A 3,286-nucleotide genomic window follows, 5' to 3' on the forward strand; every position below is an offset into this window, starting at 1 on the left:
TCTCGGAGATGTGGATAAGAGACAGTTGCAGCGCACGAGCTGGGACGAACTGCCCGACTGGCGCAGCGACGACCTCGCGCAAGCCTGGCCGGCCCTGCGCCAATCCTGCAAGGCGCTCGTCAAGCAGGCACGCTGGCAGCGCGTGTGCGAGGACGCGCAACGCCTCGGCGACGCGCCGGGCGCGGGCACCGTCCGCCAGTTCCTCGAAACGCGCCTCACCCCATGGGCCGTGCGCAACCCCGACGGCACCAGCGAAGGCCTGATCACCGGATACTACGAGCCCATCATCAAGGGCAGCCGTGCGCGCTCCGAGCGCTACCGCTGGCCGGTCCATGGCGTGCCCGCCGACATGCTCACGATCGACTTCGGCGACCTCTACCCCGACCTGCGCGGCTTGCGCCTGCGCGGCCGCCTGGTCGGCAACAAGGTCGTTCCCTACTGGTCGCGCGCGGAACTCGACGGCATGCAGGAGCGCACCCCCGCGCCGACCCTGATGTGGGCGGCCGACCCCATCGACCTCTTTTTCCTGCAGGTTCAGGGCTCCGGCCGCGTGGAGTTGCCCGACGGCAGCCAGGCCCGCATCGGCTACGCAGACCAGAACGGTCACCCCTATCAGTCGATCGGCCGCTGGCTCGTGAACCAGGGGGAACTCCCGCTCGAGAAGGCCTCGATGGACGGCATCAAGAACTGGGCGCGCAACAACCCCCACCGTCTCTCGGAGCTGCTGCACAGCAACCCGAGCTACGTGTTCTTCAAGGAAATGCCGCCCTCGAACGGCGGCCCGACCGGCGCGCTCGGCGTGCCGCTCACCGCGGGCCGCAGCCTGGCCGTCGATCCGCGCACCATCCCGCTCGGCGCGCCCGTATTCCTCGCCACCACCGCGCCGAACAGCGAGCGCCCCTTGCGTCGGCTGATGCTTGCCCAGGATACCGGCGGCGCCATCAAGGGCGCGGTCAGGGCGGACTTCTTCTGGGGCCTGGGCGCCGACGCCGGCGTGCAGGCCGGCCGCATGCGCCAGCAGGGCCAGCTGTGGGTCCTTCTGCCGAACGATGCGAGCCCGCTCGGAGCGGGCACCGCCGGGATGTGAGAACGGCGCCCGCGGGCGCCGTCGTGCTCTCGTCTTACTTCGCGACGCTCACCAGCTGCTGTTCGAGCTCCGCCGCCGGCACATAGCCACCCAGCCGGCGCCCGTCGGCGAGGAAGATCGTCGGCGTGCCGTTGATGCGCAGCTTCTGGCCCAAGGCCACATTGCGATCGACCACGGCGCTGTCGCACTTCGCGGCGGCCGGCGTCTTCGCCTCGAGGATCCAGTCGTTCCAGGCCTTCGCGCGGTCCTTCGCGCACCAGATGTTGCGCGACTTCTCCGTCGAGTCGGGACTCAGGATCGGGAACAGGAAGGTGTACAGCGTCACGTCCTTCATCTGCGCGAGTTCCTTGCCGAGCCGCTTGCAGTACGTGCAGTTCGGATCCTCGAAGGTCACGACCACGCGCGAACCGTTACCGCGCACCTGCTTGATCGCCTGATCGAGCGGCAGCGCGGCGAAGTCGATCGACGACAGCTGCGCCATGCGCGCCGCGGTGACATCCTTGCGCGTCTTGGTATCGATCAGCCGCCCGTCGAGGAAGAAGCTCGCCTTCTCGTCCGTGTAGACCAGCTCCCCGCTCTTCATGACGACCTCGTACAGCCCGCCATACGGCACCTTCGCCACCGACTCGACCGCGGGCGCGCCAATGAAGGCCTCCACAGACTTCTTCACGTCCGCCTCGTCCGCGCGGGCCGCCCCCTGAGCCGCCAGCACCAGGCCGAGGGCCGCAACCAGAGGACGAATTACCTTCTTCAGCATCTGCATCTCCATGGAATCAGAATCGGCCGCTCGCTGCATAACGCACGAGCGCGTTCCGTACGACCGGCAAACGGTCCGTGAGGTTCAAACCGGCGTTGCGCACCGCCGCGAGCAGCGGATTGCGCGAGCCGAACAGGCGGTTCAGTCCGTGCGTCGCATATTGCACGAGAAAAGGCTCTTCTGCGCGCGCCCTGGCATAGCCCCGCAGCACGGCAAGCTCGCCGGGGTCGCGCCAAGTCGGAAGCTTCTTGAGCCGCTCGGCGAGCGCCCGTGCATCCTGGAAACCCAGATTGATACCGTGGCCCGAAAGCGGGTGGATCGCATGCGCGGCGTCGCCGACCAGCGCAACACGCTCCTTCACCACCGATGCGACGCGCATGAAACGCAGCGGGAATGCCTGCGCGGGGGTCACCAGTTCCATCGCCCCCAGCACACCGTCCGCGGCGTCAGCGACGCGCCGGCCTAGCGCCCCGCCCTCCAGCGCAAGCAGCGAATCGGCGAAGTCGTCAGCACACGACCAGACCATGGACACCATCCGTCCCGGCAGAGGCAACAATGCGAGGATCCCATCCTCGCGGAACCACTGGAAGGCGCGATTGCGGTGATCCTCCATACAGGAGAAATTGGCCACCACACCACGCTCCCCGTAGGGCGTGATCTCAGCGTCGATGCCCGCCTGCGCCCGCACCCACGAATTCACCCCATCCGCCCCCACCACCAGCCGGCCGTAAACCGTCTTGCGGCCGGGCAGCGCGAGCGAGACACTGTCCCGCTCCACCGCCATCGCTTCCGGTACTCCGCCCACCAGCATGGTGACGTTGTGCTGCCGCTTTACCGTTTCCCACAACTCGCGCTGCATGCGCCCCGACTCGACGATCCAGGCAAGCTCCGACAGGCCGCTGTCGTAAGACGAAAACCCGAGCTCCCCGCCCGCGTCCCCTCGAATGGACATCGCGTGTACGGGGGCAATCCGCGCTGAATCGAGATGCTGCCAGATCCCGATTTCGCGCAGGAAATCCGCACATGAAGGACTGATCGCATAGACACGCGGATCCCAGCCTTCGACGACAGCCGGTGCGCGCGCCTCGACAAGGGCGATGCGGTAGCGGGTTCCCTGCAGGGCGGCTGCGAGGCTTGCACCGGCGAGCCCGCCACCCACGATGATCAGATCGAAATCCATGAAAAGCCAATCCGGTGAAGAGTGGCGATTCTGCACGATGCGCCCGCTCAAGTCACGGTCGCAGGACACGGACCGTGCGGGACGTAGACGTGAAAAAGCCGCTCGACCTGTGGAGGAGGAGCGGCTTTTTCGGAATAGTTAGTCTGACGATGACCTACTTTCGCACTCACGAAGAGCACTATCATCGGCGCGGTCCTGTTTCACTGTCCTGTTCGGGATGGGAAGGAGTGGTTCCGGGACGCTATGGTCGTCAGACTGTAAG

At 66.7% G+C, this 3,286-nt stretch carries 3 protein-coding genes and 1 rRNA gene; 1 reads left to right on the plus strand and 3 read right to left on the minus strand.

Going from position 1 to position 3,286, the window contains the following annotated elements; genetic code table 11:
• A partial coding sequence (mltA, locus tag GO615_RS27335) for a murein transglycosylase A (protein WP_500676352.1) occupies positions 1–1,087 on the plus strand: 1,087 nt, incomplete at its 5' end.
• Positions 1,088–1,121: 34 nt separating this feature from the next.
• Here mltA and GO615_RS27340 read toward each other — a convergent pair.
• From GO615_RS27340 to rrf, 3 genes are all read right to left on the minus strand, one after another.
• Positions 1,122–1,844, minus strand: coding sequence for a DsbC family protein (locus GO615_RS27340; protein WP_211167400.1), 723 nt, complete (start codon positions 1,842–1,844; stop codon positions 1,122–1,124).
• Positions 1,845–1,860: 16 nt separating this feature from the next.
• Positions 1,861–3,024, minus strand: coding sequence for a UbiH/UbiF family hydroxylase (locus GO615_RS27345; protein ID WP_169133000.1), 1,164 nt, complete (start codon positions 3,022–3,024; stop codon positions 1,861–1,863).
• A 141-nt stretch (positions 3,025–3,165) separates the two neighbouring features.
• Positions 3,166–3,279, minus strand: a 5S ribosomal RNA gene (gene rrf / locus GO615_RS27350).
• Positions 3,280–3,286: the final 7 nt, after the last annotated feature.

Origin of the sequence: Aromatoleum evansii (assembly GCF_012910805.1) — a bacterium.
Lineage (GTDB): Bacteria > Pseudomonadota > Gammaproteobacteria > Burkholderiales > Rhodocyclaceae > Aromatoleum > Aromatoleum evansii.